Genomic DNA, 25534 nt, shown 5'->3' on the forward strand with positions numbered 1-25534 from the left:
GGCGGCGCGGCTGCGGCGACGAGTTGCTGCGGGCCGTCACCGTCGAGACGATCGTCGAGGTGTTCCTCGCGGTCACGGAACTCCGCCGTAGCCATCATCATCCACGGAATTTGACAATTGCTCCGGCCGGTGAGCCTCTCGACGGTGTCGACGACTGTACGGCCCACCTCCGGGGTGTTCCCGTATGCATCGAGCAGGAAGCCGATCACGTCCTCCGGGTGGCCCGTCGCCCGCCACTGCGCCACAGCCTGCTCCTCAGTGAGCTCGACCACGGCGATCTCCCGGCCACGGGCAGCGGCGATCGTCGCTGCCTTGTCGCCGACGGCCAGCAGCGGCTCGCGGACCTCACCTGAGGGCCACGATCATGTCCGCCCACTCCAGGGCGTTGGCCATGAACTCGACCGGCATGAGCACGGTCCAGTCCACACCCTCGTCGGCACGCACGGCGTCCTCCTGCAGGGACGGTCCGCCGCCGTGAAGCACGATGACCCGGCGTACGCCGGCGCCGCGGGCCAAGCGCCAGGATCCGCGGGCCGGTCTCCAGCGGGGCGAAGTAGGGCCCGCCGAAGGTGCTCAGATGGAGGCCGGTGACAAGAATCTTCTGCGTCTGTGTCATGGGCGCGACCGTCAACGACGGCGTCGAGCATGCCCTCGACCAGGCCCGCGAGCCCGCCGCCGAACGCGACGTCCGCATCGCCGGCGGCGGCGCGACGATCCTGGAGCACCTGGAGGCCTGCCTGGTCGACGAGTTCTCGATCGCGCTGGAGCCGGTCCGTTCGGAGCCGTCGTCGCGGGTGACGTACCTGACCTACGCCGTGCACCCACGGCGAATCAGCGGCCGCCACGGCCAACTGCGAAGCGGGCGCCTCACGCCGCGCGCGGACGGCACGTCGCTATTCAACCGATTGGTTGACAAGCTGGGACTCCGGGCGTAGGGTATTTAACCAATCGGTTGAATATGAGAGGTGCGAGGTGGCCGACGACCGGCTGTCGCTGGTGTTCTCCGCACTGGCCGACCCCACGCGGCGCGACATCGTGGCCCGGCTCGCTGCCGGGGACGCCACGGTCAACGAACTGGCCGAGCCGTACGACGTCACGGTGCAGGCCGTGTCCAAGCACATCAAGGTCCTTCAGGACGCCGGTCTGGTCAGTCGCAGCAGAGACGCCCAGCGGCGGCCCTGCCACCTCGAGGCAGAGGTCTTCGACCTGATGACGAAGTGGATCGAGCGATATCGGCGCGAGGCGGAGGACCGTTTCCGCCGTCTCGATGCCCTCCTTGAACAGATGGGCGAGCAGCCGACGACGGCCACCCCGACGAAAGAGGCGGCATCATGAGCACCACCGACCCGCACCACCGCAACGAGACGCAGATCCTGGCCGACCCCGATCTGCCCACCATTCTGATCATCCGAGAGTTCGACGCTCCGCCGGAGCGCGTGTTCCGGGCGTACACCGACCCCGATCTGGTCGTCCAGTGGCTCGGCCCGCGTCGGCTCACGATGCGGATCGACCGCTACGACGCGCGCAGCGGTGGCTCCTATCGCTATGTGCATCGCGACGACGACGGCACCGAGTACGGCTTCCACGGTGTGTTCCACGAGGTGCGCCCCGACGAGCGCATCGTGCAGACCTTCACCTACGAAGGCTTTCCGGACGGCGTCAGCCTGGAGACGGCCGTCTTCGAGGACCTCGGTGGTCGCACCCGGGTCACCGGCAAGTCGCTCATGGACTCCATCGAAGCCCGCGATTCGATGCTCAAGAGCGGCATGGAGTACGGCGTCCGCGAAGGTTACGAGCGCCTTGACGAGCTGCTCGGCGGCCAACAGGGCGACAGCGCCGACCGGCACACCGAATCGGGATCCTGATCATGGCGAGAACGGCAGCCGATGAGCACCGCATCGTGGCACGCGTATTCACCGACCGCGTGCGCGGTACGGATCCAGAAGCATGGGACAACCCGGCGCCGTGCGAGGGGTGGGTCGCCCGGGACGTCGTCCGTCACCTCGTCGAGTGGTTCCCCGCCTTCCTGAAAGCCGGCGCCGGAGTCGAACTGCCGAAAGGACCCTCGGTGGACGACGACCCGGTGGCCGCCTGGACTGTGCACCGCGACGGGGTGCAGGCACTCCTCGACGATCCGGCCAGCGCACACAAGCTGCTGTCGAACCCACACATCGGAGAGATCCCACTGGACCAGGCGGTCGACCGGTTCTATACCGCCGATGTCTTCATGCACACCTGGGACCTGGCACGGGCCACCGGCCAGGACGAACACCTCGATCCCGCCAAATGCGCCCAGTTGCTCGACGGGATGCTGCCGCTCGACGACGTGCTCCGTGCGAGCGGGCAGTATGGACCGCGGGTCGAGGTGCCGGAGAGCGCCGACGTCCAGACTCGCTTGCTCGCCTTCATCGGCCGCAAGCCCTGACGAGCCGGAAGGCATCCTCCGCGGGGCCGGCGCAGGAGCGCGGTGCAGGTACGCCCTCTCGGCGTAGCTGTCGGTGTGTTTCGCCGCCTCCGTCGTGCGGCCGAGGCGGCGGAGCAGGCCGAACGCGGGCGGCGTGGAAGACGTGGTGGCCGTCTGGTGCTGGATTCCTCTTTGGCAGGGCAGATGCTGTGCGGGGCGTGTTGATTCGGGCTACTCGGGGGCGAGTTGCTGTACCGAGGTTGCTGTCGGCCCGTCCGGCTTCGGGCGCGGCGGAGGAGGTGACCGTCACCAACGTCACCGACATCCTCTAATCGCCTCCCTCCCCGGGCGGGGTGCCGCCCGCGCACGGCAGTTGTCACATGCGCAGGCTTGTTGCCCGGAGAAGATTCCCTCAGCCCAGTGTGATCCACGCGATGACCGGGAGATGGTCGCTGCCGGTGGAGGGCAGGGCACGGATGGGACCGACGGTCGCCGAGCGAGCCATGATCTGGTCGATCCGGGCCAGCGGGAAGGCGGCGGGGAAGCTGAAGGCGAAACCCCGTGCCGGCACATTCATCTGTGAGGTCAACGGGTTCAGCCCACGGTCGTCGGCCGTGCTGTTGAAGTCGCCGAGGAGTATCACTGTCTGCGATTTGTCGGTGGCGATGGCCTTGCCCAGCAGGCCGGCGCTTTCGTCGCGCCAGGACGAGGCGAGGCCGGACGCGTGGACGCGGACTGAGGGCAGGTGCGCGACGTACACCGCGACCTCACGGTGCTGGGTGTGGATGACGGCCCGTAGCCCGCGGCTCCAGGGCTCTGTGACCGCAGCGGGTTTGATGTCCAGCTTCTGGACGTCGGTGAGGGGGTGTTTGGACCAGAGTCCGACGGTGCCCACCACCGCGTGGTACCGGTAGCGCGGGGCGAGGGTTCTTTCGTAGACCGGCAGCGCCGCGGGCACCAGCTCCTCCAGGCCGATGAGGTCGGGCTCGGCATCGGCCAGGGCGCGGACCGTGCCCGCGGGATCGGTGTTCTCGTCGCTGACGTTGTGCTGTACCACCACCAGGTCGTGCGCCCCGGGCTTCGCCCCGGGCAGCAGCAGCCCTCCGAAAAGGTACGTCCAGGCCGCCACCGGCAGGGTGAGGGCCACCAGCGCGAGCGCCGAGCGGCGCATGAGCGCCAGGCCGAGCAGCACTGCGATCATCAGGCCGGACCAGGGCAGGAATGATTCCAGCAGACTGCCCAGATGTCCCGGGGAGTTCGGCACCAGCCGATGGAACGCCAGCAGCAGTGCTGTCAGCGCCGCCAGCGCGGCGAGCACTCGTCCCCGCGTCCAGGGCGACCGGTCCTTCGCGTTCCCGCCCGCGGACCACCACCCTGTCCTGCGGGATGTTGTCGTCCTCACCGCACGCGTCGCACCGCTGCCCCGCTCACCCATGGCTTCCCATCCGCCCACCCTTTGCCCTTGCTCTTGCCCTGCAGGACGAGCCACCTGGTGAATCAGGTTCTGTTTGCGCAGGTGTGACGGCACACATCCGTGAGGCCCGGGAGATCAGAATGGAGCCACAGCTGGTGACACCGTGGTGCTGCCGGAGCCGATGGCGAGCGGGAGACAGGTGCGGCCACCGGTGATCATCGGACACGCCACCCCGACGGCCTGCAGCACCTGCTGGCGCGAGCCAAGTGGGACGCTGACGCAGTCCGTGACGACGCACGCGGATACGTGGTGGAACACCTCGGCGACACCCACGCCGTTCTGGTCGTCGACGAGACCGGCGACCTGAAGAAGGGCACGGCCACGGTGGGCGTGCAACGCCAGTACACCGGCGCCGCGGGCAGGATCGAGAACTCCCAGGTCGCCGTCTATCTCGTCTACGCCACCCTCGCCGGACACGCAGCGATCGACCGGGAGTTGTACGTCCCCCGTTCATGGACCGAAGATGTGGACCGCTGCCGGGCGGCCGGGATACCCGGCGAGGTAACCTTCGCCGCCAAACCCGCCCAGGCCCGACGACACGCGGCCGGTTCGGCCGGGAACCATCGGTGCTGACTGCGTTCACGCCGACGCTCATGGGCGGGACTGTGGGCGCACCTGCGCGGGATTCCAACGCGGCGGAAGCCACGTTCCGGCTGGTCAACGAATTCCGTCGGTTGCCCTGCTGGGCAGCCGCCCGATCGACGAGCACACGATGCTCGCCCGCTTCGACCACGAGGAGCGCGCTACGCCGACCTAGCCGCCAACCTACGGCTTCAGGAGGACGCCACCGTGCGCACCACACCCGCGCTGCACCAAGGTTCTGGGCTCTGCTCCGACACCTGCTCGAACTCAGCCGTGCCGGGAGCGTCGGCGGAAGGACTCGGCGTAGGCGTGGGCCCGGAAGGCGAGAACGGGGTCGTCGGACAGCTCGATCCCTGAGGTGATCCGTGTGGGATCGAAGCGTTGCTCGGACCAGTGGCTCTGGTCCACGACGGGAGCGGTGAGCTCGAGATGTCCGACGGTCAGTTCCTTGCGTGTGTCCGGCCAGGCGACCGTGGGGTCGTGTGTGGGGTCGCCGACCTCGCTCAACTGCACCTGCAGGGCGAACGCGACCGGGCCGTCCTGCAGGCGCTGGTGGAACTCCTGCGTCAGGTAGTCGGGTGCACGGGAGGCAGCGTCCTGGGCGGACAGACTCGCGCGGCCCGCTGCCGGTTCCCAGCGGTAGCGGACCGGCTGACGCCGGCCCGCATCGTTCACCCAGACAAAGGCGTGGATGGCCCAGTAGGCCGCGCGGCCGTAGCCGACCGGTATGGGGGGCTGCTGGGCGACTGCGGAGGCGAGATGGGGATGCTCGGCGACGAAGGCACGCACCTCAGCGGGGTCGGGGTGCCCGGTTCCGGGGTTCGGCCGCAGGGCCTGGGTCAGCGCGAGGAACTCTGGTGGCGTCGAGGCCACGAAGAGGGGCACGGTGATGCCGAGCAGATCCGTCTCGGCGCCGTCCGGGAGGTGGAACCGGACGGCCATGCCTCGGGTGACCGGAGCGCCGTCGGGAACATGCGGGTTGCCGTCGGAATTCGAGAACCGCACGGTCACTGGAACCGGCTGGTGCTGGAGGTGGGCGGCTGTGGTCAGCGGTGCCGCGTCCCCGGTCGGGGTGAACGTACCCGTGCAGCAGAGGCCCCTTGCACTGGAGCGGCGCTGCCCCTCATACGGCCCCGCGCTCATCTGTTCCATGCTGTCGACGACCTTGGTGGCGTCCGGCATTGGCGTCTGTGTGGATGTCATGTCGTTCCTTCGAGAGAGCGCACTGGTGGATGTCGGCAGACCGCCGTCGGGGGCCGTCAACGGTCGGCGAGGATGGATGCGGCGCGTTCGGCGATGGCGAGCACGGTGGCGTTGGTGTTGGCGGCGACGATCGAGGGCATCACGGAGGCGTCGGCGACCCGTAGCCCCGCAAGGCCGTGAACCCGCAGTGTCGGATCCACGACGGCACGATCACCGGTGCCGATCGCACACGTGCCCACCAGGTGGCTCAGGGAGCTCGTGGCCAGCTTGACGTACTCCCGCAGCTCGTCGTCGCCGTTGACCTCCGCGCCGGGGGTCGACTCACTGGTGCGCCAGGGTGCGAGCGCGTCGGCGGCGCCCATCGTCCGGGCCCGGCGCAGGGCGCTCACCATCAGGTCGAGGTCCCGCGGATCGGCGTAGTAGCCGAGATCGATCAACGGGGCGGCTGCGGGATCGGCGCCGGCCAGGGTGAGGCTGCCGCGGCTGTGCGGCCGTTGCAGCGAGAAGAGGACCGAGTAGCCGTCCATCCGCTCCGGCTGCCAGGCCGAACTGCCCCACGGCTCCGCCAAGGCGCCGGACTTGCGATGGGGGAGCGGGAAGTGCACGAACACGAACTGCAGGTCTGGGTCCGCGGCGGGGCTGCTGCGCAGGACCACATGGGGGGTGTCGGGCAGGCCGCCTGCCTCGACCGGCTCCCTCGTCGAGAACGTGACCTGCGCAAACGGATGGTCCTGCAGGTTCTCTCCGACGCCCGGCAGGTCGTGCACCACCGCGATGCCCAGGCGCCGCAGTTGCTCGGCGGGGCCGACGCCCGAGACAAGGAGCAACTGAGGTGAGCCGACCGCGCCCGCTGCGAGCACGACGTCGCGGGCGGCCCGCGCCGACTCCTGCTGTCCGTGGCGGAGGTACTCCACACCGGTGCACCGACGCCCGTCGAAAACCAGACGCTGGACGAGCGCATCGGTGGCGATGGTGAGGTTCGGGCGACGGCGTGCCGGGAGGAGGTAGGCGTCGGCGGCGCTCTGCCGGCTGAAGTCCACCAGGTTCAGTTCGGTGGGTGCGACGCCCTCGACCTGCTCGCCGTTCCCGTCGGAGGTGGCCGGTGCACCGGTCTCCACGGCGGCCTCGTAGCAGGCCCGGTAGAACGACCCGGGTTCGGCCGGCGGAGCCGGGGTGACCAGCATGGGTCCGCCCGTGCCCCGCCACCGGGCGTCCATCCCCGGTGCCTGTTCGGGCCGCTTGAGATACGGCAGCATCGCGTCGAAGTTCCAGCCGACAGCTCCGGCCCGCTCCCACGCGTCATAGCTGGACCGGTGGGCCCGAACATGTGCCATCGAGTTGATCGCACTGCTGCCACCGATCACGCGGCCGCGCGGCACCGGAACCACAACGTCGTCCAGCCCCGCCTGCGGGGTGCTGCGGAACGCCCAGTCGAAGGGGGAGTCCCACATGGCGACGTAGTCCAACGGGTTGTCAGGAACCTCGTCGGCACCGGCCTCCAGCAGCAGGACCCGGACAGTCGGGTCCTCGGAGAGCCGGGCCGCGAGCACGCAGCCCGCGGTTCCGCCACCCACCACGATGAAGTCGTACTCGTCCACTGTTGTTGCTCCCGTCACCGAAGATCCGCTGCAAGGGCAGAGCCCGCTGCTCCGTGCGATGGGGAGCCCGAGGTGCCGAAGGACTCTACGGACGCGGTGTCAGGTCGGATCACCCCGACCGCGAGCGATCACGGTCGCCGTCGGCGGTCGGGGCCACGGCGCCTGTCAGCAGAAGGCGGCGAGCACGGACTGGCCGCCGTGCAGCCAGTCGTCCATCCGGAGCGCGCGACCGCGCATGCCCGGGGCCGGCCTGTGGGCTTCCTGCGTGGCGAGGAGGACGCCCACGGCGCGCCGGGCCTGCGGTTCCAGCAGCCGGTCATGGATCTCGCGCGCCTGGTCGAGATAACTGCAGGACTCGTCCTGACTGCGGGCTCCGTGGGCTGCGTGTTGGACCGCGGCAAGTCCGACACCCGCGACCGCGCGGCGATCGAGCGGCGCGACGGGGTTCGCCCAGGTGCGGACGAACTCGGTCTCCGCCTCGGCGAGCCGCCCGTTCTCGAGCATCAGCACCGCGCGCAGGTTACCCACCGCCGCATGCAGGTCCTCGGCGCTCAGCTCGTCGGCCAGCCGCTGGACGTCGATCAGGCGTTGCTCGGCCGCGGCGTGGCTGCCGTCGGCGAGATCGAGGAACCCGATGCGCAGGACGGCGTAGGCCCAGCGCAACCGTGCGCCCACCGATTCGAAGCCGGTCGCGGCCTCGGTCCAGCGCCGCCGGGCGCTGCCGCGGAGGCCGCCGTACTCCTCCGCGTCGCCGCACAGAGTGAGCGACCACGCCGTGGCGAACGCGTCATCCCCCGCGCGGGCGACCTCGACGGCGGTCAGGGCGTGGTGACGGGCGCCGTCGGCGTCCCCGTTCCGCAGGCTGTACATCGACCATTTGGTCTGCAGTACCACCCGCTCCCAGTGCAGAGCGGTGCCCGCCACGGCCGCGTCCGCCGTCGCGAACCGCTGTTCGAGGTCCTCCCGGCCGTCCAGCATCGCGTGGAGCGGGTCGTAGCAGTGGCCCAGCACCGCAAGGAGCGGATTCCTGGCGCAGCGCCAGACCTCCGCGTGCCGTCGGGCGAGAGCGCCGGCTTCGGCGTGGCGGCCGGACATGTAGTTCAACCAGACCAGCCAGGCGAGGGCGTAGAACAAAGCCCACTCCTCGTCCATCCCAGGCGGCTCCGACAGTTCTGCCCGCGCGGCGTCGTAGGCATCGAGGCTGCGCCGCAGCGGTTCGATGCCCTCCTCCTCCCTGCCGCTGACGAACCAGTAGTAGCCCAGGCGTGCCTCCAACAGGAGCGACTGCTCGGGCCTGGACCTGGCCGACATGAGCTCGGAGGCCGCGCGGAGATTGGGGTACTCCTCGGTGAGCCGAAGGGACCACCACCTCTGATCACCGGCGGCGACGCCCTTGACCGCCTCGCCCGCGAAGTTCGTGGCCCAGGACATGAAGCGCTCCTCTGCCTCCCGTGCGCGGCCCGATTCGCGAAGCCGCATCAGCGCGTACTCGCGAACGGTCTCCAGCATCCGCAGGCGACTGCCCCGGTCTGTGGCGGTGGGCACCAGGAGGGAGTGGTCGACCAGCCGGGTGAGGACGGGGAGCCCAGCCATCTCCTCCGCGAGGTCGAGGGAGCAACCGCCGACGTAGAGGGCCATCTGGGTCAACAGCAGTTGTTCGTCCGGATCCAGGAGCGCAAAGCTCCAGTCCAGCACCGCGCGAAGGGTGCGGTGTCTGTCAGGCGCGGTACGCTCGCCCTTCGCCAGCAGGGCGAAGCGGTCGTCCAAGCGGGCCTCGATCTCGCGTACCGAGAGCAACCGGACGTGGGCGGCAGCCAGTTCCACCGCCAGTGGCAGGCCGTCGAGACGGCGGCAGAGCGAGCGGATGTCGCGCATCGCCCTCTCGTCCGCGGCAAACGCCGGATCGGCCAGGCCGGCGCGTGCGACGAAGAGACGGGCAGCCTCCGTGTCGGCGAGCGGGGGCAGCGGGTAGAGCGCTTCGCCGGACACCCCCAGCGGTGCCCGACTGGTAGCGATGACGGTCAACGAGGGGCAGTTGCCCAGAAGCGTGATGGCGGCCGTCGCCACGGCGTCGAGCAGGTGCTCACAGTTGTCCAGTGCCAGCAGCGTCCGCTTTCCGGCCAGGAACGAGGTGAGCCGGTGCAGGTAGTCGTGGGGCCGCTGGTCGGGACGGACCGAGGTGTCCGACAGTCCGAGCGCACCCGCGATCGCCGCCGGCACGGAGGCGGCGTCCGCCGGGGCCAGATCCACCCACCAGACCGCGTCGTGGTCCCGGGCCAGTTGCAGGCACACCTCGCGTGCCAGCCGGGTCTTTCCCACGCCCCCTGGACCCAGGACGGTCACCAGCCGCTCCCGCCCGGCCATGACACGGACGGCCTCGGCTTCGTCACCGCGCCCGACGAACACCCCGAGCGGCCGGACCAGGTTGCCCTCGGCCTGTCGCGGGTGGCCCGCAGCGGAGGACAGGTCGATCCGACCCGCCTCGGGCCCTGAGCCCGGGCCCACCGGCAGGCGGGCCGGTTCCTCGTCGCGCACGATCGCGGCATGCAGGTCACGCAGTTCCGACGACGGGTCGACGCCCAGTTCCGCACGCAGGAGTCGACGACCGGCTTCGTACACCCCCAGTGCCTCCGCGGGACGCCCGCAGCGGTACAGGACGAGCATGAGCCGCGCCCGGGCGCGCTCGCGCAACGGGGCCTCGGCGACCAGGGCCCGCAGTTCGGTGACCAGTTCGTCGGCGCGCCCGAGCTCCACGGCCGCAAGCGCGAAGTCCTCCAGCGCACTGGCGCGCAGGTCTTCGAGTCGGGTCCGTTCGCGGAGGAAGAACCGGCCCGTCAGGTCCTCCAGTGCCGGACCGCGCCACCGGGACAAGCCCTGTCGGAGCAACTGTGCGACCTGTGGGTACGCGCCGGCGGACAACCTTCTGCGGCTCTCGCGGACGTCGGCCTCGAACCGCGTCATGTCGAAATCGTCGTCCGGGCCCAGAACGAGCTGGTAGCCCCCGTGGCGGAACAGCAGTCGGTTGTCCTCGCCGACGGCTGCGAAGGCAGCGCGGAGCTTGGTGACCTGGACCTGCAGGGCGTTGACCGGATTCTTGGTCTCCCGCCCCTCCCAGACCGCGTCGACCAGGGCGTCACGCTGCACCACGTCACCGGCGGCGAGCAACAGCCGGCCGACGATCGCGCGCGGGACCGCCCCGGAGACGGCCACCGCACCGCTCTCGCCGACCAGTTCGAGGCGGCCGAGGATTCCCAAGCGCATCCAGGCATTCTGCCTTGTGCCCCTCCGGTTCGGGATGCCGAGTGCACGGTCGTGAACCAGTCCGGCAGCGTGCTCGTAACGCCCTCAGCAGGGATGGCATCCAGGCCCGGGAGGCACCGTGACATGTCGGCAGGAACCACCCGAACTCTTGCTCCACATACTGGATACGGCGCAGTCCGCCCGGTCCGCAGCCGTCGCCGACCACCTTCGAGGCTGCCCGGTCTGTACGGGTGAGGCAGCACAGCTCCACAGCCTGTTGGCTCTCCTGCGGTCGGTTCCGCGCGAGGCGATCGTCGGGGACTGGGAAGAACTGCTGCCTGCGCTGCGGGAAGCGGCAGTTCGGGCGGTCGTCGGGCCGCACTGAACCCGGCGTCCTGCGCTTGGACCGCAGTCTCCGCAGCCGCAATAGCAGCCGCGATATTCGCATCGGCTCATCCGGTAAGCGCTCGGAAAGCGCGAGGAAAGCGGCCTCCGCGAGGGTCGTCCCGTTCACATTGGACGAGAGGGCTCCCGCCACGACCGCGTGCGGGCCGAAGGGGTTCCGCCGTGGGACACGACACGATGCATCCGAACGAGGTCCGGGCAGAGGAGTTCGTCCGCGCTGTCTACGACCTGCACGGTGCCTATCTGCTCAGAGTGGCCACCGGCCTGCTCACCGGAGACCGGTATCACGCCCAGGACGTGGTCCAGGAGACGGTTCTTCGGGCCTGGCGGCACGCGGACTCGCTCGACCCGCAGGCCCTGGGCATCCGCTCCTGGCTCGCGCACGTTCTGCGCAATCTGGTCATCGACGGCCAACGGGCCAGGCAATGCCGTCCCGCGGAGACGACCGACGAAGCCCTCGGTGAACTACCGGGCCTGGAGCACACCGAAACCGTCCACACCCGGAAGGCCGTCCGTGAGGCCCTGACGGACCTGTCCCTGCAGCACCGCGAGGTCCTCGTGCACGTGCTGTACCTCGACCAGTCCGTGGCCCAGACGGCGAGCGTGCTCGGTATACCTCCAGGAACCGTAAAATCCCGTACCCGTCTGGCGCTCAAAGCGCTACGGAAGTCGCTGGTCGAACGCGGCCACGTCCCCTGATCCGGAGGTCCGATCCGACTCCTCTTCGAGAGAACAACCGTGGACGTCCTGCTCATCGCCGGCCGGTGGCTCGACGGATCCGCATGGGACGACGTCGTGCCCGAACTCACCTCACTCGGCCACCGTCCCGTGCCGCTCACCCTCCCTGGCCAGGGCGATGGCACTGCGTCCGCGACGCTCGAGGACCAGCCGGCAACCGTGGTCGCCGCCGTTGATGCGGCGTCCGGGAAGCCCCTGGTGGTGGGGCACTCCGCCGCGTCGAGTCCGGCCTGGCCGGCCGCCGACGCACGATCGGACACGATCGGAGAAGGTGGCCAAGGCCGTACTGATCGACGGCTTCCCCGCCGCCGACGGGCAGGCTTACGCCGATCACTTCGCGATTGAGGGCGGCGTCATCCCCTTCCCGGGCTGGGGCCCCTTCGAGGGAGCGGACTCCGCCGACCTGGACCAGGAGACCAGGGACCGCATCGCGTCCGCCGCTGTTCCTGTCCCAGCGGGAGGCTTCCCGGTTCGATGAGCCGCCACTCTCGCACCTCGGGGTGTGTGAGAACTTGTCGGCTCGTCCGGCTTCGGACGCGGAGGAGGAGAGTAAGGTCCGCAGGCTTGCTGGGGTGAGGCATGCGCCGGCCGACTGGATCCCGCGGGCGAGGATCATCGCGCTGAGCTGGGACGGGCTGCACGTTCCGGCGATCGCGCTCCGGCCCGTCCGGCCCCGCCCCCACCGTCATGCGCGGCCGGTCACCGCTCCAGTTGGCTGACTTGTCACTGTTGATCGCCTCCCGTGGCAGCGCCCACGCTTGGGGAGCCACCATTGCGGCGGCAGGGTGAGGAGTGAGGGGACGGCGCGTATGAGCAAGGACAAGACCGCACTGGGCAGCAACGAGGACGCGACCCGCAGCTACTACGAGTCCAGCGACGTGGACGGCTTCTACGACGCCGTGTGGGGCGGCGAGGACATCCACACCGGCATCTACGCCCACGACACGGAGCCGGTCGCCGCCGCCTCCCGCCGCACCGTCGAGCGCCTCGCCGACCGACTCGCGGACACCCTCGGCCCCGACCGCACCGTCCTGGACCTCGGTTCCGGCTACGGCGGCACCGCCCGCTACCTGGCCGAGCGCTTCGGCTGCCGAGTCGTCGCCCTCAACCTCAGCGCCGCCCAGAACGACCGCCACCGCGCGGCCAACGCCAAGCGCGGCCTCGACGGCCTGATCGAGGTCGTCACGGGCTCCTTCCACGAAGTTCCGTACGACGACGGCCACTTCGACGCCGTCTGCTCCCTGGAAGCGTTCTGCCACAGCGGCGACCGGTCCCGCGTCCTGGGCGAGGCCGCGCGCGTCCTCAAGCCCGGCGGCGCGCTCGCCTTCACCGACATCATGGCCGACGAGGACACGCCGCCCGAGGCGCTGCATCAGGTCATCTCCCGCCTCGGCGTGGACGCCCTGGCAACCCCGTCCTTCTACCTCCGCCAGCTCGCCGACCTAGGCCTGAGCCCGGCCAACTTCGACGACCAAAGCGCCCAACTCACCACCCAATACACCCGGTTGACCGCCGAGACCCGCGCCCACGAGGCCGAGCTCCGCGCCACCATCAGCCCCGCCTACGTCGACGGCCTGCTCGCCAACCTCCCCCTCTGGGTCGACGCCACCCGCGCCGGACTCCTGCGCTGGGGCATCTTCAGCGCCCGGCACAACGGGTCCGCAAGGAGATAGGGCAGGTTCCAGAACCCGAGAGACGGCTCCGGGACACCGTAGCCAGGTTGAGGAGGACCGTCGCTGACCAGCGGGCCGTTCCCCGCGGGTGGTCAGCCGCACGGCCAAGCCTGGAGGGGTGGCCAAGCGGGGGCGTCATCTGCGTTGGCGGCGCTGTGCAGTGTGGGCTCAGGTGCGTCTGGAAGAGGCAGCCGGCCGTCACTACCACCCAGGCAGCTCCAGCGTCGCCGCCCGCGACAGGACCTCCGTCAACATGTCGTTATGGGACAGCACCACGCGAAGGGACTCAAGCCGTTGGTCGAGAGGGAGTCGGCTGATCACCAGCCCTGCCTGCCACAGCTCGCCCGTCGGACGAACCAGCTCTGCCTCAAGGACCCCTCGGTGAGGGCGCGCGTCGCCCGCCCTCACCGACTCCGAAACATCGCCAAGACTCCGAAGACGTGTACTTCGGGCTTGATTTCCGGGCCGGAGCCTCAGCTCTTGGTAAGGGTGCGGCCGAGAAGAGGCATCAGGCGGTCCCAGTGAAGCTGCAGTGCGACGGGGTTGAAGGCATCGGTGTCGGACATGGTGAAGCCGTGGATGGTGCCGGGGTAGATCTCGGAGGTGTAGCTGACACCCGCCGCGTCCAGGGCCAGGTTGAGCTCGCCGAGGGCCTCGGGCGTCAAGTCGCTCTCGGCGTGGCCGAAGTGGACCTCGGCGGTGAGCTTGGAGAGGCTGTCGGGCCCGTCGACTCCCACCGGGCCGTGGAATGCGGCGAGGGCAGCTACCTGACCGGGGTGGGCCGCGGCGGTGCGCGTCGCGAGGAGGCCGCCGATGCAGTAGCCGGTCACCGCGACCGGTCCGGCGCTGGCCTCGGGCTGAGCGGTGAGGAACCTGAGATAGGCGTCGGCGTCGCTCAGGACACGTTCTATGGTGTGCGCCTCGATCAAAGGCATCAACTGGGCGAAGACCGTGGGCCGGACCGCTTCTCCGATGTGCTCGGGAAGTTCGATCACCGGTGCCGGGCCGTGCCGGTAGAAGAGGTTGGGGACGAGCACGTAGTACCCGTGCCCGGCCAGTTCGCGGGCCATCTCCCGCAGCACGGGCCGGATCCCGAAGCCGTCCGGGTACATCAGCACCCCTGGGTGCCGCCCACCACCGTCGGGGGAGGCGGCGAACGCGTCGGCCTGTCCGTCCGCGGTGGGAATCTGCAGCATCTTGGTGGGCATGAATTCTCCTGTCGTGGTTGATGTGTCGAGCCTGTGATCAACACGACGGAGGCGGAGCCCGCGCAGCAGCGCAAGATCCTCGATCCAACAGCGGGCCAGCACCGGCCCGTACGGCGCTCAGAAGAGCACCGGGTCACCAATCCGTGTGTGGCGCAATGCCGTCCCGGTAGTCATGGCTGCACAACGTAGCCCACCGGATGAAGCCGATGCCAGACCAACCACCAGGCCACAGTGCTGTTCGCGAGAATGATCTCGGTCGACACCTTGGGATCCTGAACTCGGTGGATGCACTGCAGCACTTCCAGTATCCGACTCCACCGTTAGTCGTCTGCCCCGCGGGGGGCGCAGGGTGCGGCGGCGGGTGATGCCTGCCTGCGCTGCTCCCTCCTCCGCCCAGACTCGGGGCAGCGCGGCCGGCTGGTGGAGATTCGCGACAACCTCCTGGACCGGATCCGCGAGGCCGAACGGGAGGGCCGGCTCGGCGAGATCGAAGGGCTCCGCGTCAGCCTCGCCGGCGCCGAGGCCAAGATCGGTCAGATCGACTCCGCGGCAGCCGGCGGGCCCATCCTGCTGAGGCTGCCCACGACGGGGCCTGTTCGGCAAGGGTGATCGGGGCCTTGGTCACCGTTGAGGTGCCTGCTGGGTGTGCTCGTCGCCCTCGCGGTAGAGCACCGGGTGCTCGTGGAAGAGGACGCCGTCGCGGACGTCGCCGGTGGCGGTGAATCCGGTTTCGTCGACATGGTCGATGTGGTTGCCGGTGACGGTATAGCTGCCGGTGTAGGCGCTCTGGCGGTTGCCGCGGGCTTCGTCGTAACGGCCGTCGGGCAGGAGTTCCTGGCGAATGTGTCCGTCCGCGGTCACCCACATACCGACGTAGGGGGCGGGGCGCGGGGTGTGTTGTTTCTGGTCATGGCCCGCTTTTGGACCGCCGGCGGGAGCGCGGCAAAGTGGGTGCCGGGAGGGCTCGGCCTGGCGGGCGCACGCCGCGGCCTGCCGAGCAGGATGCTGAGCCGTGCTGATCCCGGCCGTGCCGATCACCCGGACTTGTTCGGTGCGCTGACGTGCTGCCCGGCCGAGCCTGACCTCTGGCGACCCGTCGGCCGGCTCGGGGCCCCCTTGGCTCGTTCGCTGGAACCAGCTCGGCCCGGCCGGGCAGCGCCGTCTTCGAGCTCAGATCTGGTTCAGGCCGCCGTCGACGTACAAGCTCGAACCGGTGATGAAGCTGCTCTGCTCGGAGGCGAGGAAGGCCACGGCGGCGGCGATCTCCTCCGGGCGCCCGAGTCGACCCAACGGGACTTGCGCCGCCAGGTGCTGCCGCAGGCCGGCGGCCTGCTCCGAATCGGGAGCGAGTCCCGACAGGCCTGGGGTGTCGGTCGGACCGGGCGTGACGGCGTTGACCCGGATCCCGCGGCCCTTGAGTTCATTGGCCCAGGTCCGGGCGAAGGACCGGGTGGCGGCCTTGGAGGCCGCGTACACGCCGAACGCCTCCGCACCGACGTCCACGTTGGTGGAGCCGTTGAGGATCACCGAGGCGCCGTCGTTGAGTAGAGGCAGCGCCTTCTGGACGGTGAACAGTGTGCCCCGGACGTTGATCCCGAAGAGCGTGTCGAAGTGCTCCTCCGTTATCTGCTCCAACGGGACGAACTCAGCAACGGAGGCGTTCGCGAACAGAACGTCCAGACCCTGCCCACGCTCCCGGACCGCCTCGTAGAGCCGGTCCAGATCGGCCAGGTCCGCGATGTCGCCGATCACAGCGGTCGCGGAACCGATCGTTTCGACGGCCGCGTCGAGTTCCGTCTTGCGCCGGCCGCTGATGAACACATGCGCCCCCTCGGCCGCCAGCCGCACAGCGCTGGCCAGGCCGATACCAGTGCTGCCCCCGGTGACGAGAGCGGTCTTTCCTTCCAACAGTCCCACGGCGATTACCTCCCCAATATTCCGCATCGATCGATGCGGAACTCGAACGTAGCACTTCTGTATCGATCGATGCGGAAGAGGTAGCCTGTGAAGGGTGGGCACCAAACAGAGGCGCTCCGTGGGCCGACCGCGGGGATTCGACACCGACGAAGCACTTGAGCGCGCCATGCTGGCCTTCTGGGAGCACGGCTACGAGGGCGCCAGCCTGGCCACCCTCACAGAAGCGATGGGTATCTCCACCACCAGCATGTACACGGCTTTCGGCAACAAGGAGGAACTCTTCCGCCAAGCCCTGGAGCGCTACACCGAAGGCCCGAGCGCGTACCTGGACCGCGCCCTCAAGGAACCGACCGCCCTGGGTACCGCCACCGCGATCCTGAACGGCACCATCCGGACCACCACGAGCCCGGCCCACCCCCAAGGCTGCATGGGCGTCCAGAGCGCCCTGGTCGCCAGCGACTCCGGGCAGGCGGTCCGTGACCTCCTCGCCGCCTGGCGAAACAACGGCTGCTCCCGCCTACGGCAGCGGTTCGAGCAAGCCGTCGACGACGGCGACCTGCCTCCGCCGGCCGATCCAGCTCTCCTGGCCCGCTACGTCACCACCCTGGCCTTCGGCATCGCCGTGCAAGCCGCGAGCGGCGTCAGCCGCACAGAACTCCAGGCGATGGCTGACGCCGCTCTACGTAACTGGCCGCTCCGCTGAGAGCCGCCAGGCATCGGAGCCGGAACATCTCCAGAGCCATGAACGGCCGTCGTCTGCACTGGCCGTGTAGCAGGCTTGCCCCTCAGGCGGAGCCCCGGCTGCCGAGTCTCACGCGCGAGGCGAAGGCACCGTGAACGACGGGGACTTCGGGGTGAGCTGCTTCGTGTAGGCCGTCAGATAGGTGTCGAGAAATGGCGAGCGCTTGCCCTCGGTCGGCACGTCGTCGGACGGGTCGTCGACGGCGAGGTTCAGCCGGGCGTCCGTCACCCTGATCCGCTCGTGGGCCGGGGTGTCGATCCAGCCGCCGTCCTGGACGGTGCCGATCTCCACGGCCAGCGAGTGCCCGGAGTCCAGCGTCCAGTCTGACGACTTGAGATCCACCGCCACCTGACCGGAGGCGTCCACGAGTGACACCTGCTCGTTGAACATGACGGCCTTGCCGTCGGGCGCCACGTCGTACAGCTTGACCATGACGTTGCCGCGGCCCTCGGTCGTCATCTTGATGCTGGGCGTCGCGGTGATACGGACGTCCTGCTCGACAGGGTGGGACCAGGTGAAGAAGCCGGCCGACGCGCCGGGCTCGCCCTTGTCCACGTAGGAGCCGTCGCGCAGGACGACCTCGGCGGACCGGGCCGGGAGCGGCCAGGTGTCCTGGGAACGCCAGGCCCCGTTGCTGTCCTCGATGGCGTAGGCCGGGTAGTCGGTCCTGGGGTCGATGCCCTTCAGGTACTGGTCGTAGAACGACATGACCTCCTTGAACCAGCCCGCACGCCCCATCGCAAGGCGCCCGTCCGCCGTGCTTTCGTTGCCGCGCACGTGATCCCACGGGCCGAGCCAGCCGCGCTCGGGGCCCTGGTGGTTCGCGAGGTACTCCTGCATCGCCTCGGGCTTGGTGATCGGCTCGGTGAAGCCCTGGGTGAAGAACAGCGGGGTGTCGCTGCCCTTGGCCTGCCCGGCCAGGTCGCGCTCCTGCCAGTACTGCGAATTCGGGTCGGCCTGCAGGTTGTTGCTCGTGTTGTACGCGGTGCACTCGGCGTGCTGCTTCTCGTACCCGGCGTTCTTCCGGTAACGCTTCTGGTCGTCGGGCAGCTGCTCCAGCAGGGCGATCTGGTTGTACGTGTTGGTGGCGAGCGCGCCGCTCAGCATCGGCACCCGGTTGGAGCGGATGGTGCGGTACATGTCCCAGAGGGGTTCTTGGGCGACTACGGCCCCCAGCGCATCCTGGTCCAGGTTGTTGCCGATCAGGGCGGTCGCCGCGTCGTAGGACTTGCCGTACATGCCGACCTTGCCGGTGGACCAGGGCTGCTTCGCCGCCCAGTCGATCGCCGCCTTGACGTCGGCCTGCTCGCCCTTGCCCAGGCTGTCGAGGCAGCCGCTGGATCCGCCGAAGCCGCGCAGGTCCACCTGGACCAGGGCGTAACCCCGGTCCAACAGGTCGCCTTCCTCGACGAGGTCGGTGAAGCGGTCGGACGGGCCGGTGTGCGACCACTTCTCGTCCTTCTGCTCTCCGGAGTGTCCGAAGTAGGCGCCCACGGAGAGGATCACCGGCACGCGCTTGCCCTCGGGCAGCTTCTCGGGCAGCAGGACGTCGGCGTGCAGCTCGGTGTCGGAGCCGTCCGAGGACGGGAAGTAGTGCTGTGTCCACGCCGCGCCCTCGGGGACACGGTCGTTGTCCTTGTGCGTCACCGGGTTCTCGGCGTCGGCCACTGCCGCGGCGTCCGACTGCGTCGCGCCGGCCGAGCCGACGAGCGCACCGGTCAAGGTCAGGGCGGCGACCGCTGCGGTGGCTGCGGCGGTCATGGGGATCTTCTTCATGGGCTCCTCCGGGAGTGGCATACGGCCGGTCCTGCGGACGTGCCGGTCGGCTCAGTAGTCGGTCGGCTCGGCACTCGGTTGTCTCAGTGGTCGGCTGTCTCAGTGGTCGGTCGGCTGGACGAGTCGCTTGGTCGCGCGGCGGAACGCCCAGAAGACGACCAGCAGCGCCAGCGCGAGCAGCGGCGTGCCCATGCCGACCTTGGCGAGGGCCAGCCAGCCCGTGGAGTCGTTCTCGTAGAGCCACTGCTGGACGACGAAACGAGCCCCGAAGAGGGCGGTCAGGGTGGTGGTGGCGATGTCGTGGGCCAGCAGGCTGGGGCGGTCGCTTCGCCATGGGTGGCGGTTGCCGTGCAGCGCGTTCCACACCAGGCCGGTGACCGGCCTGCGGGCCAGCAGCGAGGCCAGGAAGAGCACCGCGCCCGCGAAACTGGCCCAGATTCCGATCAGGAAGAAGCCGCCCGCCGAGCCGGTCCACGCCGCGATGCCGCCGGCGGCCACGACGCCGAAGAGACCGCCGGATGCCGCGATGTACGGTTCCTGCCGCGCCATCCGCCACACGGTGAGCGCCAAGGCCACCGCGAGGGCGATGCCGATCGCGAGGGGCAGTCCGAGGGCGGCGTTGGCCGCGACGAACGCCGTGATCGGGATCGCCGTGTACACCATCCCCTTGGTACCGCCGAGTTGGGCGAACAGCTTGTCGTGCGCCTGGCCGGCGGACGGCTCGGCCTCGTGCGCCCGGCTGGTGAACGGTTTCCCGTCCGCCTGGCTCTGTGCCCCGGGCTCGACCGACGTCTGCTCGGCGCGGTCGTTCTCGGTCATGGTGTCTTCCCGGCTGTCGTGGGTACGGGTGAGATGGTCTGTCGTCGTCATGGCGTCCTCCCAGGTGGCGTACGAGAGTGCGGGGGGCGGCGATTGGCGGTCAGCGGCGGGCGGAACCTGGTCGTAGATCCGTGCCGTCGGTGCGCTGAAGACCATGAGAAACCGTGCCGCCGCGGCACACTCAAGCCGCTGGAATGCGACGCAGGTCGCTGCCCGCCGGGGTGGGCGGGGGGGCGCGCTTGGCGAGAGCCGGTCGCGCTTGACCATGCCGCGACGGCATGGTTTCGGATGACGTGAGTCGGGGCGGCCGGCCGATGCCCGAGCAGTCGCCGACACCCGAGCAGTCGGAACGGAGTGCGGGCCATGGCATGGAGCACGCGTGAGGTCGCCGAGCTGGCGGGCACGAGCCTGCGAGCGGTGCGGCATTACCACGAGGTCGGCCTGCTCGACGAGCCGGTGCGCCGCGCCAACGGCTACAAGCAGTACGGCGTCGCCCATCTCGTCCGGCTGCTGCGCATCAAGCGCCTGGTCGACCTGGGGTTCTCGCTGTCCCAGATCGCCGAGATGGGCGCCGCCGACGAACATCCGGAGGAAGCATTGCGTGCGCTCGACGCCGAACTCGCGGCCACCATCGAACGGTTGCAGCGGGCCAGGATGGAACTCGGCTTCATCCTGAAGAAGTCGGTTCCGACCGACCTGCCGCCGGAGTTCGCCACGGCCGCGGTCGACACACCCATGTCCGAGGCGGAACGCTCGTTCGTCACCGTGATGAGCAGGGTGCTCGGCCCGAAGGGCACCGCGGCCTACGCCGACCTCATGCGAAACCCCGTCGAGGATCCCGCCGGCGACGCCTTCGCACAGCTGCCCGCCGACGCCGACGAGCAGACCCGCGCCGAGGTGGCCGAGGACCTGGTCGCCTACGTGCTGGAGCTGTGGCGGCAGAACCCGGGGCTGAGCACACTGTCCGCCGACGCCCCGCTCGGCGAGAAGTACGCGAAGAAGACCGTCAACAGCGCCTTCCAGGAGATCTACAACGAAGCCCAGGCGGATGTCCTGCGCCGGCTTGGCATCCTCCTGGCCGAAGCGCGACGGACTCCGGCCTCGCGACCGGCGGACCCGAGCGAGAAATCGGCGAGTCGGTAGCTGTGCCGTAGCTGTGCCCTAGCTGCGCCATCTCATGGCATTGGTTCCTCGCTGTCAGGCTTGGCGGGCGTAGGACGCGAGGCGATCGGCGAGCTCGACGACGAGTTCGCGCAGTTCGCCGGGGCGCTCGATGACGAACGGCCGGTCGAGCGAGGCGAGTACCGGAGGCAACCAGTCGAGCCGCTCCGCCCGCAGCTCAACGCGCAGCCAGCGCTCGGTCGTCCGGTCCTCGCATGCCGCGGGCTCGTGCTCCTCCAGGCTCGCGACGCTGGCGGGAAGGTGGGCGCGGATCTGCTCGACGGTCCCGTGGATCCGCAAGGTCACCTCATGCCGGTAATTGGCCGTGGCGAACCCTGACAACACGCGCTGTGCCGGATCGGGACCCGCCGGCGCTTCGAATGAGCCGGGCAGGGTCCGGGCGTCTGCGATGCGGTCGAGCCGGAAGGTTCGGTCCTCGCCGATCTCGGGGTCCGTGCCCGTGACGTACCACCGGCCCGAATGGGTGACGATCCCGTACGCGTGCAGTGTGCGTTCGCTGCGCCGGCCGTCGCGGTCGGTGTAGCGGATCGAGACCGGTCGGCGGTGGCGCACCGCATCGGCGAGGGTGAGCAGGACCTCGGCGCCCGGGGTGTGGAACTCTCCGGGCTGTTCCGTGAAGGCGAGGGATTCCAGGAATGCGTCGAGCCGGCGGGCGATGTGCTTGGGCAGCACCCGCCGGATCTTGGCTGATGCCGTCTCGTTCGCCGTGTGCTGCGTCGTCGTCAGCCCTGCCCGGCGGCCGGCGACCAGGCCGAGCAGCACGGCCAGCGCCTCGTCGTCGCTGAGCATGAGCGGAGGCAAGCGGTACCCGGGGGCGAGCCGGTACCCGCCGTAGCGGCCGCGCACCGATTCCACGGGCACGTCGAGGTCGATCAGCTGGTCCACGTACCGCCGCACGGTGCGCCCTTGGACGCCGAGCCGGTCGGCGAGTTCGGCCACGGTCCGGGTGCCGCCCGACTGCAGCAGCTCCAGGAGTGTCAGCACGCGGCCAGTGGGGCGAGGCATGTTCGCAGCCTAACGCGAATAGAGGACCGATTCTGTCCACTATTCCTCCTAGCCTGCGACGTGCACGCCTTCACACAGCCAAGGAGATTCCCATGGACTTCGTCTCGATCCGCATCATCACCAGCGATGTAGCGCGTCTCGTCGAGTTCTACGAGCGAGCCACAGGAGTGCGGGCGATGTGGGCCACCGAGGACTTCGCCGAACTCAAGACCCCGAGCGCCACCCTCGCGATCGCTGGCACCCGCACCGTCCCCCTGTTCGCCCCAGGCTCTGCCCGCCCGGCGGACAACCACAGCGTGATCACCGAGTTCCTCGTCGACGACGTGGACCGCGTTCACCGGAACCTGACCGGCTTCGTCACCGACTTCGTCAACGAGCCCACCACGATGCCCTGGGGCAACCGATCGCTGCTGTTCCGCGACCCCGACGGCAACCTCGTCAACTTCTTCACCCCCGTCACCCCGGCGGCCATCGAAAAGTTCGCACGCTGACGCCTCGCACAGCCGCTCACAGCCGCTCACACGGGAGCCCTGAGATCCCAGGGGCTCCGGGTGAACGCGGCCGCCGAGTCCAGGAGCGCCACCAGCCGGGGGCAGGGGAACGCACCGCTGCCCTCAGAAGGACGTCTTCGCTTGTGCCTGCGGATCGACGCCGGACGTCCGATCGCCCACGTCGCTGCGGAAGCCGGGATCTCCCGCAGCTGTCCGGCCAAGTGGTACGCCCGCCGGCGAGCACACGGCGAGAACGGACTGCTCGACCACTCCTCCCGCCCGCCACGCACCGGTCCCGGCACCGGCAAGGTCGGATACACGTACCTGCATTCGGCGCTCGACGACCACTCCCGGCTCGCCTGCACCGAGGCCCTGGATGATGAGAAGGCCGTGACCGCGGTCGCCTTCCGGCACCGGGCCGTTGCCTTCTTCGTCCCCACGGGATCACACCGAGTCGGTCGGATCCTTACGGGCCTCCCCACGATTGATCTTGGGGCGGCCGTGACATGACGAAGACCGCGACTTCCGATCCATCGAAGTGTGTAGTGGGCATCTCATCCGGCGGGTCGAGGTTGTGCCCCGCGTGCCCACCTAGAGTTGTGGGCGAGCAACAGCCCTGGGCGCCAGGGACGAAGCGACCTCAAGGAGATCAGCTACCGTGGCTCCCGCCTCAAAGAACATAGTCGAGGGCGCAGTCTGCGCCGTCATCGGAATTGCGCTGGGCTTGTTCACCGAGGATGTCCACATTCCCGTCTTTACGCTCACGAAGGTGGGCGTGGTGCTGATCGCTATCGGTGGCATACAACTGCTTTACGGCGTGTACCAGGCGTTCAGCGCGCGGAGTGTGGAGTAACCGGAAGGCCGGGCAGCGGCATTCCGCTTGGACCGCGCTGCCTTGACGGGTTGCCGCGCGATTGATCTTGGTCACAGGTGGGGACATGGCGAAGGCCGGGCGAGTTGTCTGGGGTGTGATGCTCAGTCAGGCCCGCGCGGCCATGTCCCAGCTGGTCTCCGACCGCGCCGCCCGCAGGGCCACCCGGCACAAGCCAAGCCCCGAACTCCCGCCCGTCCGCCCGGCGGCCTCCTGAATCACGCATCAGCCGAACCGCCAGGCCAATACACCCCAACATCAATCGCGGGGCAGCTCGTTAGGGAGCACTTCAGGGCTAAGGCTCGTTCGAGCCCCCGGATGCGCAACCTGTGCGGCGCGAACGGACTGCTCCTGTGTGTCGGCTCAGCGGCGGACGAGCTCCCAGAGCGCGAGGCCCGCGAACAGACAGCCGAAAGCGAGGCTCGGCACGATTGTCCACAACCTTCTCCAGGGCATGTCGATCCGCGCGGCCCCCGGGGCGCTGGGAAGGTAGATCACCGGGGCCGGACCCCCCACGCGCAGGTCCGAGCGCGCCGTTTCCCGGTCCCGAAACTCGTGCATGTAGCCCTCGTCGTCGACGAATGTGACCACCGCGCGTGTGCTGTGGCCACTTCCTGCGGTGCCGGAACTCGACTCGTAGCGGGCCACCAAGCCCCTGGTGCGGATCCCGTGGCGCCGCAAGCGGTAGAGGAGTACGGCCTCATAGACGCCGTACCCCAAGGCGGCCAGACCGATCACCAGGAACACCACCAAATCCATCAGCGTCTCTCCTTCAGAGCCTCGCCGTGCGCTTCGTCCCGCTCATGCCCAGGAATGAGACGCTCCGCTGATCAGCGGCGGTTCCTGGTGCAAAGGAGCAGGCAGGGTGGCGCACAGGTCCAGAAGCCGGAAAGCCGCAGCGCCAACTCGGGGGCGAACGCGTCGAGATCAACGTCCGACCGCACGGGATGCGTGGTGGTGGACAAGTTCGTGGCGCGGTTCAGCCCGTGGGCGCCGCGACGACCCTGCCGCTCGGTTCCGTCGCGTTTACCGGCTTGCCGAAACAGCCTCGCGAACCTCGCCGGCGCTGCCCTCGACCGACTCGCCGCGCTCGTGCGCAAGCGACTCAACCGATTCAAGGGCCTCCGGTACCGCCCCGACGCCCCCGACGGCTTCCTCGCCGGGACCGGACTCGCCATCGGCCTCCCGCCACCAACACCTTGAAGCGCCTGGTCAGTTAATCGGTTGCCCGCCACCGAGACGGGGTGTCTGATCCCGGCTATGACGATTGTGCTGAGGACGCCGACGGTCGACGGAGTGCGCGAGGCCAGTGCGGCGCTGCGGGAGTGGCAGCACGACGGAACGCCGATGCAGCTGCATCCCGGGGACATCGGCTGGAACTACCGGTTCGGAACGGCCGAGACGGCCGCGGCGGTACGGACCTGGAGCCGGAACGGACGGATCCTCGCCGTCGGGATGCTGGATTCGCCGACGCTCGTGCGGATGACGGTCGCTTCCGACGCTTTCCAGGACGAGGACTTGGCGCGGCGGCTCGTCGAGGACTTCTCGCTGCCCGAGCGCGGCGTGCTGCCGGAAGGACCGGTGTCCATCGAGGCGCCGCAGGGCCTGCTGCTCCACGACCTGTTGACCAAGGAGGGCTGGGGCGTCGACGACCCGTGGACGCCGCTCTTCCGCGACCTCGCCGAAGCGGTGGAGGACCCCGGCGTGCGGATCAAGGAGATCGGCCTGGAGCAGGCGCAGGACTTCGCCGACGTCCTGCGGTCCGCGTTCAACACCACGAAGCCCACGCGCGAGTACCGGCACAAGATGTCCGCGGCACCGTTCTACGCCGACGCCCGCTGCCTGGGTGCTTACGACGACCAGGGCAACGCCGCGGCGGTGGTGACGGTCTGGTCGGCCGGCCCGGGGAGACCAGGACTGGTCGAGCCGATGGGCGTCCACACGGACCACCGCGGCCGCGGCTATGGCCGGGCGATCACCGTCGCGGGGGCGGCCGCACTGCGGGAGATGGGCTCGTCAAGCGTGCGCGTGTGCACGCCGAGCTCCAACGTCGGCGGCGTCGCCACGTACATGGCGGCCGGGTTCGCGGCGAGGCCGGAGATCGCCGACCGGATCCGGAAGGTCTGACGTCGGGTCTGCGGACCTTCTGACCATGCCGCAGCACCTCGTACGGCGGCCATGCGAGCGCCAGAGCCTCGTGCGGCAG

General features: G+C 69.4%; 25 protein-coding genes and 3 pseudogenes. 16 read left to right on the plus strand and 12 right to left on the minus strand.

Going from position 1 to position 25534, the window contains the following annotated elements:
- Positions 1 to 122: 122 nt before the first annotated feature.
- Positions 123 to 592 (minus strand): annotated as a pseudogene (locus tag OG254_RS45165) (hydroxylase); the annotation flags it as partial.
- On the opposite strand from OG254_RS45165, the gene OG254_RS45170 reads away from it, so the two are divergent.
- The 4 genes from OG254_RS45170 to OG254_RS45185 are packed head-to-tail and all read left to right on the plus strand — an operon-like array spanning position 588 to position 2425.
- Positions 588 to 935 (plus strand): hypothetical protein, encoded by a 348-nt coding sequence (locus OG254_RS45170; RefSeq protein WP_405595682.1) that lies wholly within the window; start codon positions 588 to 590, stop codon positions 933 to 935. The pseudogene OG254_RS45165 and the gene OG254_RS45170 overlap by 5 nt on opposite strands.
- Positions 936 to 972: 37 nt before the next feature.
- Positions 973 to 1335 carry a metalloregulator ArsR/SmtB family transcription factor gene (locus tag OG254_RS45175; protein WP_351198512.1) on the plus strand — a complete coding sequence of 121 codons (363 nt, stop codon included), beginning with the start codon at positions 973 to 975 and terminating at the stop codon, positions 1333 to 1335.
- Positions 1332 to 1865, plus strand: a complete 534-nt coding sequence (locus OG254_RS45180) for an SRPBCC family protein (protein ID WP_405593562.1) — start codon at positions 1332 to 1334, stop codon at positions 1863 to 1865. Before OG254_RS45175 ends, OG254_RS45180 begins: the two co-directional genes overlap by 4 nt.
- 2 nt (positions 1866 to 1867) lie before the next feature.
- Positions 1868 to 2425, plus strand: a complete 558-nt coding sequence (locus OG254_RS45185; protein ID WP_405593563.1) for a TIGR03086 family metal-binding protein — start codon at positions 1868 to 1870, stop codon at positions 2423 to 2425.
- Positions 2426 to 2816: 391 nt separating this feature from the next.
- On the opposite strand, the gene OG254_RS45190 is transcribed toward OG254_RS45185, so the two are convergent.
- Positions 2817 to 3722, minus strand: a complete 906-nt coding sequence (locus tag OG254_RS45190; RefSeq protein WP_405593564.1) for an endonuclease/exonuclease/phosphatase family protein — start codon at positions 3720 to 3722, stop codon at positions 2817 to 2819.
- Between the two features lie 321 nt (positions 3723 to 4043).
- On the opposite strand from OG254_RS45190, the pseudogene OG254_RS45195 reads away from it, so the two are divergent.
- Positions 4044 to 4412: pseudogene (locus OG254_RS45195) on the plus strand (transposase); the annotation flags it as partial.
- 315 nt (positions 4413 to 4727) lie between these two features.
- On the opposite strand, the gene OG254_RS45200 reads toward OG254_RS45195, so the two are convergent.
- From OG254_RS45200 to OG254_RS45210, 3 genes are all read right to left on the minus strand, one after another.
- Positions 4728 to 5663 carry a catalase family peroxidase gene (locus OG254_RS45200; RefSeq protein WP_405593565.1) on the minus strand — a complete coding sequence of 312 codons (936 nt, stop codon included), beginning with the start codon at positions 5661 to 5663 and terminating at the stop codon, positions 4728 to 4730.
- 56 nt (positions 5664 to 5719) lie between these two features.
- The gene (locus tag OG254_RS45205) at positions 5720 to 7261 is read right to left on the minus strand and encodes a GMC family oxidoreductase (RefSeq protein ID WP_405593567.1); all 1542 of its coding nucleotides are present in this window, start codon (positions 7259 to 7261) and stop codon (positions 5720 to 5722) included.
- A gap of 165 nt (positions 7262 to 7426) precedes the next feature.
- Complete coding sequence (locus OG254_RS45210) at positions 7427 to 10522, minus strand: AfsR/SARP family transcriptional regulator (protein WP_405593568.1); 3096 nt, start codon at positions 10520 to 10522, stop codon at positions 7427 to 7429.
- A 546-nt stretch (positions 10523 to 11068) separates the two neighbouring features.
- Between OG254_RS45210 and OG254_RS45215 the strand changes: the two genes are divergently transcribed.
- The 3 genes and pseudogenes from OG254_RS45215 to OG254_RS45225 all read left to right on the plus strand — a co-directional run bounded on the left by OG254_RS45215 (position 11069) and on the right by OG254_RS45225 (position 13317).
- Positions 11069 to 11605, plus strand: a complete 537-nt coding sequence (locus OG254_RS45215) for a sigma-70 family RNA polymerase sigma factor (RefSeq protein ID WP_405593569.1) — start codon at positions 11069 to 11071, stop codon at positions 11603 to 11605.
- Between the two features lie 39 nt (positions 11606 to 11644).
- A pseudogene (locus OG254_RS45220) lies at positions 11645 to 12098 on the plus strand (alpha/beta fold hydrolase); the annotation flags it as partial.
- A 355-nt stretch (positions 12099 to 12453) separates the two neighbouring features.
- Positions 12454 to 13317 (plus strand): SAM-dependent methyltransferase, encoded by an 864-nt coding sequence (locus tag OG254_RS45225; RefSeq protein WP_405593570.1) that lies wholly within the window; start codon positions 12454 to 12456, stop codon positions 13315 to 13317.
- Between the two features lie 473 nt (positions 13318 to 13790).
- On the opposite strand, the gene OG254_RS45230 is transcribed toward OG254_RS45225, so the two are convergent.
- The gene (locus OG254_RS45230) at positions 13791 to 14525 is read right to left on the minus strand and encodes a dienelactone hydrolase family protein (RefSeq protein WP_405593571.1); all 735 of its coding nucleotides are present in this window, start codon (positions 14523 to 14525) and stop codon (positions 13791 to 13793) included.
- Positions 14526 to 14945: 420 nt separating this feature from the next.
- Here OG254_RS45230 and OG254_RS45235 point away from each other — a divergent pair, with 420 nt between their 5' ends.
- Positions 14946 to 15134, plus strand: coding sequence for a hypothetical protein (locus OG254_RS45235; protein WP_405593572.1), 189 nt, complete (start codon positions 14946 to 14948; stop codon positions 15132 to 15134).
- 12 nt (positions 15135 to 15146) lie between these two features.
- On the opposite strand, the gene OG254_RS45240 is transcribed toward OG254_RS45235, so the two are convergent.
- The gene (locus OG254_RS45240) at positions 15147 to 15392 is read right to left on the minus strand and encodes an Atu4866 domain-containing protein (RefSeq protein WP_405593574.1); all 246 of its coding nucleotides are present in this window, start codon (positions 15390 to 15392) and stop codon (positions 15147 to 15149) included.
- Between the two features lie 303 nt (positions 15393 to 15695).
- Positions 15696 to 16442 carry an SDR family oxidoreductase gene (locus tag OG254_RS45245; protein WP_405593575.1) on the minus strand — a complete coding sequence of 249 codons (747 nt, stop codon included), beginning with the start codon at positions 16440 to 16442 and terminating at the stop codon, positions 15696 to 15698.
- 94 nt (positions 16443 to 16536) lie between these two features.
- On the opposite strand from OG254_RS45245, the gene OG254_RS45250 reads away from it, so the two are divergent.
- A complete protein-coding gene (locus tag OG254_RS45250) occupies positions 16537 to 17145 on the plus strand; it encodes a TetR/AcrR family transcriptional regulator (protein ID WP_405593577.1) in 609 nt (202 codons plus the stop codon).
- 108 nt (positions 17146 to 17253) lie between these two features.
- On the opposite strand, the gene OG254_RS45255 is transcribed toward OG254_RS45250, so the two are convergent.
- Entirely contained in the window at positions 17254 to 18960 is a 1707-nt protein-coding gene (locus OG254_RS45255; protein ID WP_405593578.1) for a CocE/NonD family hydrolase, read from the minus strand.
- Between the two features lie 99 nt (positions 18961 to 19059).
- Positions 19060 to 19830 (minus strand): DUF3159 domain-containing protein, encoded by a 771-nt coding sequence (locus OG254_RS45260; RefSeq protein WP_405593579.1) that lies wholly within the window; start codon positions 19828 to 19830, stop codon positions 19060 to 19062.
- A gap of 312 nt (positions 19831 to 20142) precedes the next feature.
- Between OG254_RS45260 and OG254_RS45265 the strand changes: the two genes are divergently transcribed.
- Positions 20143 to 20922 carry a MerR family transcriptional regulator gene (locus OG254_RS45265; RefSeq protein ID WP_405593581.1) on the plus strand — a complete coding sequence of 260 codons (780 nt, stop codon included), beginning with the start codon at positions 20143 to 20145 and terminating at the stop codon, positions 20920 to 20922.
- Positions 20923 to 20976: 54 nt separating this feature from the next.
- Here OG254_RS45265 and OG254_RS45270 read toward each other — a convergent pair whose 3' ends face one another.
- A complete protein-coding gene (locus tag OG254_RS45270; protein ID WP_405593583.1) occupies positions 20977 to 21966 on the minus strand; it encodes a helix-turn-helix transcriptional regulator in 990 nt (329 codons plus the stop codon).
- Between the two features lie 92 nt (positions 21967 to 22058).
- Between OG254_RS45270 and OG254_RS45275 the strand changes: the two genes are divergently transcribed.
- The 4 genes from OG254_RS45275 (at position 22059) to OG254_RS45290 (ending at position 23545) form a co-directional block, all read left to right on the plus strand.
- Positions 22059 to 22457 (plus strand): VOC family protein, encoded by a 399-nt coding sequence (locus OG254_RS45275; RefSeq protein WP_405593584.1) that lies wholly within the window; start codon positions 22059 to 22061, stop codon positions 22455 to 22457.
- A gap of 141 nt (positions 22458 to 22598) precedes the next feature.
- The gene (locus tag OG254_RS45280) at positions 22599 to 22967 is read left to right on the plus strand and encodes a helix-turn-helix domain-containing protein (RefSeq protein ID WP_405593585.1); all 369 of its coding nucleotides are present in this window, start codon (positions 22599 to 22601) and stop codon (positions 22965 to 22967) included.
- 148 nt (positions 22968 to 23115) lie between these two features.
- A complete protein-coding gene (locus tag OG254_RS45285; RefSeq protein WP_405593586.1) occupies positions 23116 to 23310 on the plus strand; it encodes a DUF5708 family protein in 195 nt (64 codons plus the stop codon).
- An 85-nt stretch (positions 23311 to 23395) separates the two neighbouring features.
- Positions 23396 to 23545, plus strand: coding sequence for a hypothetical protein (locus tag OG254_RS45290; RefSeq protein WP_405593587.1), 150 nt, complete (start codon positions 23396 to 23398; stop codon positions 23543 to 23545).
- A 146-nt stretch (positions 23546 to 23691) separates the two neighbouring features.
- On the opposite strand, the gene OG254_RS45295 is transcribed toward OG254_RS45290, so the two are convergent.
- Positions 23692 to 24087: a DUF3592 domain-containing protein gene (locus OG254_RS45295; protein WP_405593588.1), complete on the minus strand. Its 396-nt coding sequence runs from the start codon at positions 24085 to 24087 to the stop codon at positions 23692 to 23694.
- A 501-nt stretch (positions 24088 to 24588) separates the two neighbouring features.
- Between OG254_RS45295 and OG254_RS45300 the strand changes: the two genes are divergently transcribed.
- Entirely contained in the window at positions 24589 to 25455 is an 867-nt protein-coding gene (locus tag OG254_RS45300; RefSeq protein ID WP_405593589.1) for a GNAT family N-acetyltransferase, read from the plus strand.
- The last annotated feature ends 79 nt before the right edge of the window (positions 25456 to 25534 follow it).

It is taken from the genome of Streptomyces sp. NBC_01092, assembly GCF_045039535.1.
Taxonomy (GTDB): Bacteria; Actinomycetota; Actinomycetes; order Streptomycetales; family Streptomycetaceae; genus Streptomyces.

What these genes read in the sequence shown, in the direction of transcription:
- OG254_RS45180 (WP_405593562.1), top strand. Translation starts at nt 1,332, where the DNA reads ATGAGCACCACCGACCCGCACCACCGCAACGAGACGCAGATCCTGGCC.
- OG254_RS45185 (WP_405593563.1), top strand. Translation starts at nt 1,868, where the DNA reads ATGGCGAGAACGGCAGCCGATGAGCACCGCATCGTGGCACGCGTATTC.
- OG254_RS45200 (WP_405593565.1), bottom strand. Translation starts at nt 5,663, where the DNA reads ATGACATCCACACAGACGCCAATGCCGGACGCCACCAAGGTCGTCGAC.
- OG254_RS45210 (WP_405593568.1), bottom strand. Translation starts at nt 10,522, where the DNA reads ATGCGCTTGGGAATCCTCGGCCGCCTCGAACTGGTCGGCGAGAGCGGT.
- OG254_RS45225 (WP_405593570.1), top strand. Translation starts at nt 12,454, where the DNA reads ATGAGCAAGGACAAGACCGCACTGGGCAGCAACGAGGACGCGACCCGC.
- OG254_RS45230 (WP_405593571.1), bottom strand. Translation starts at nt 14,525, where the DNA reads ATGCCCACCAAGATGCTGCAGATTCCCACCGCGGACGGACAGGCCGAC.
- OG254_RS45240 (WP_405593574.1), bottom strand. Translation starts at nt 15,392, where the DNA reads ATGTGGGTGACCGCGGACGGACACATTCGCCAGGAACTCCTGCCCGAC.
- OG254_RS45255 (WP_405593578.1), bottom strand. Translation starts at nt 18,960, where the DNA reads ATGAAGAAGATCCCCATGACCGCCGCAGCCACCGCAGCGGTCGCCGCC.
- OG254_RS45260 (WP_405593579.1), bottom strand. Translation starts at nt 19,830, where the DNA reads ATGACGACGACAGACCATCTCACCCGTACCCACGACAGCCGGGAAGAC.
- OG254_RS45265 (WP_405593581.1), top strand. Translation starts at nt 20,143, where the DNA reads ATGGCATGGAGCACGCGTGAGGTCGCCGAGCTGGCGGGCACGAGCCTG.
- OG254_RS45270 (WP_405593583.1), bottom strand. Translation starts at nt 21,966, where the DNA reads ATGCCTCGCCCCACTGGCCGCGTGCTGACACTCCTGGAGCTGCTGCAG.
- OG254_RS45275 (WP_405593584.1), top strand. Translation starts at nt 22,059, where the DNA reads ATGGACTTCGTCTCGATCCGCATCATCACCAGCGATGTAGCGCGTCTC.
- OG254_RS45290 (WP_405593587.1), top strand. Translation starts at nt 23,396, where the DNA reads ATGGCGAAGGCCGGGCGAGTTGTCTGGGGTGTGATGCTCAGTCAGGCC.
- OG254_RS45295 (WP_405593588.1), bottom strand. Translation starts at nt 24,087, where the DNA reads ATGGATTTGGTGGTGTTCCTGGTGATCGGTCTGGCCGCCTTGGGGTAC.
- OG254_RS45300 (WP_405593589.1), top strand. Translation starts at nt 24,589, where the DNA reads ATGACGATTGTGCTGAGGACGCCGACGGTCGACGGAGTGCGCGAGGCC.